Below are 2,650 nucleotides of genomic sequence, written 5' to 3'. Positions count from 1 at the left end.
CGCCTTCGACAACAAGCCGCGACATGACGGCAACGCCAGCACCGGCCTCGGCAGCAGTGCGGATCGATTCGTTGGAGGGCATTTCGAGCGCGACATCGAGGCTGCCCGGCTCGACGCCAAGGGTGGCCAGCACCGCCTCGAAGTTCGAGCGCGTACCCGAACCTTGCTCGCGCAGGATCCAGCGCCCGGTCTTGAGGTCGCTAGGCGAGGCCGGCGGCGTGACGGTCCAGGGGTGGTCTGATATCGCGACAAGCACCAGCTCGTCCTCGGCCACCGGCGCGATGGCAAGTGCGGGATCGTCGATCTCGCCTTCGACAAAGCCTAGATCCACCGCGCCGTCATGGACCTGCGCTGCCACCGTCTCGGTGTTGCCGATGGTGATGCCAAGCGAAATGCCGGGGTAGGTCGTCTGGAAGCGGTGCGCGATCCTGGGCAGCCAGTAATTGGCGACGGTCTGGCTGCCGGCGAGCTTGAGCGCGCCGCGCTTGAGACCGGCGAGGTCGGCGAGCACGATTTCGGCGGAACTGGCGCGGGCAAGCACCGCGCGCGCCTCTGACAGGAAGATGCGGCCGGCGTCGGTGAGCACGATGCGGCGGCCGACGCGGTCGAAGAGTTTCGTCTGGTAGCGCGCCTCCAGTGCGGACACAGCCGCACTCGTCGCCGATTGCGTCAGGTTCAGCGCCTGGGCTGCTCGCGTGACGTGCTCGCGTTCGGCCACCGCGACGAAGATCCTGAGCTGTTCAAGGGTCACGGCTTTCCTTTCGGTGGTCAGCCCAGAAGTTTGACCAGCATTAGAGAGAAAGTCGCGATGAAAAGGAACGCGCCAAGGCCAAGAAAGAGTGGACGGGCGCCGCGTGCCCAAAGTTTGCGGACATCGGTTTCAAGCCCCRTGGCGGCGAGCGCCATAGTCAGCAGGAAGGTGGTGAGCGTGACGATCCATGCCTTTGTCTCGGCCGGAATGTCGACGAGGCTGTTCATGCCGACCATCGCGATGAAGCCGAGCACGAACCACGGCATGGGAGCGGATGCGCCATTATGCGTCTTGCCGGCGGACTTGGCGCGCTGGCGGGCGGCCACGCCAAGCGCGATGACCACCGGCGCCAGCATCATCACGCGGGTGAGCTTCGCCACCGTGCCGAACTCGCCCGACTGCTGGCCGCCCTGAAAGGCGGCCGCAACGACCTGGGCGATCTCATGGATCGACGCGCCCACCCACAGCCCGTAGGCATGGGGATCAAGGTGAAGCAGGCCGGGCAGCAACGGATAGGCGAACATCGCCACCGAGCCGAAGACGGTCACACACGCAACCGCATAGGCGACATCCTCGTCGGGCGCATTGGTGACAGTATTGGTGGCGATGACAGCGGATGCGCCGCAGATCGAGGTGCCGGCGGCGATCAGTTCGGCGAGTTTTTGATCGACGCCGATGAGTTTCGCGAGCCACAAGGTGAATGCGAAGGTGGCGACAAGCGTTGTCGCGATGATGGCGATGCCCATGGCGCCAACCTCGGCGACCTGGCTGGCGGTCAGTTGCAGGCCAAGCAGGATGATGGCGAAGCGCAGCACCTTGCGCATCGAAAACGCAACGCCCGGCTTGGCAAGGGCAGGGGTCCCCACGAGATTGTGGAAGGCCATGCCGATAACGATGGCGATGATCATCGGGCTGAAGGCGGAGAGGCCGGGAAGCAGCCTGAGCGCGAAGGCGAAGCTTGCGATGGCCGCGACAAGCAGCAGGCCGGGCGCCAGATGATTTCCGCTTGCTGGGTGGCGCACCGTCTGCTGTGGGCTGATKGCGGCAGCACTTTGGGTTTCGGCTCGGGCGAGGGCATTCATGGCTTGTTCCTGCGAATTTCAGGCGCAAGCTATTCGCCGGCTTTTGATCAATCCAACGCGTAATATCTGTTGAATCGTTCGATGTGAGCGAATGGTTTGGCGGTGGCCCTGTCCAGGCACCGCCGTGCCACTGGACGTGAAGCGCTGCGTATCTATAGCGGTGCTTTGGTGCGGTCGTGTCCGCGCCTATCAATCCTCTTGCCTGTCGGAACGCCAATGCCTGTTCACGAGATTGCAGCACTTGGGGCGGCGACATGCTGGGCCGTCACCGGATTGATCTCGGCCGGACCGGCCGGATATCTCGGCGCGCCGGCATTCAACCGCTTGCGTCAGGTCTTCGTCACCGTACTGCTGGCGATCTATGTCCTGGCCACCGGCACATGGCGCGAACTTGATGCCGGCAGCGCCGGGCCTCTGCTTTTGTCCGGCCTCGTTGGTATCTTTGTCGGCGATACGCTGCTGTTTGCGACGCTGAATCGGCTGGGGCCTCGCCGTGCCGGCATCCTTTTCGCGTTGAACGCGCCGATTGCCGCCGTGCTGGGATGGCTGATGCTGGGCGAGGACCTTGCGCCAAAAGCTTCCATGGGCATCGGGCTCACTGTCGCCGGCGTGTTGCTTGCGATCCTGTTTGGCACGCGCCGGGCGCAGCTTCACGCCTGGGAGACGGTGAAGGGGCCATTATGGATCGGTGTCGCGCTGGGACTGGGGGCGGCGGCCGGCCAGGCGATCGGCTCCATTATCGCAAGGCCGGTGATGGCGACCGGCATCGACCCTTTCGTGGCCTCGATGCTGCGTGTCGGCATCGCAGCGGTTTGCC

General features: G+C 64.5%; 3 protein-coding genes. 1 reads left to right on the top strand and 2 read right to left on the bottom strand.

From position 1 onward, the window contains the following. A partial coding sequence (locus tag AC1DUU_RS28895) for a LysR substrate-binding domain-containing protein (protein WP_476786762.1) occupies positions 1–751 on the bottom strand: 751 nt, incomplete at its 3' end. Positions 752–768: 17 nt separating this feature from the next. Then, positions 769–1,833: a YeiH family protein gene (locus AC1DUU_RS28890; protein ID WP_476786761.1), complete on the bottom strand. Its 1,065-nt coding sequence runs from the start codon at positions 1,831–1,833 to the stop codon at positions 769–771. Positions 1,834–2,049: 216 nt separating this feature from the next. On the opposite strand from AC1DUU_RS28890, the gene AC1DUU_RS28885 reads away from it, so the two are divergent. Beyond that, a partial coding sequence (locus AC1DUU_RS28885) for an EamA family transporter (protein WP_476786760.1) occupies positions 2,050–2,650 on the top strand: 601 nt, incomplete at its 3' end.

The sequence above is a fragment of the Aminobacter sp. P4_H6_2 genome (assembly GCF_056400805.1).
The sequence above is the reverse complement of the archived record's forward strand: the minus strand, read 5'-3'. Positions and strand labels throughout refer to the sequence as shown.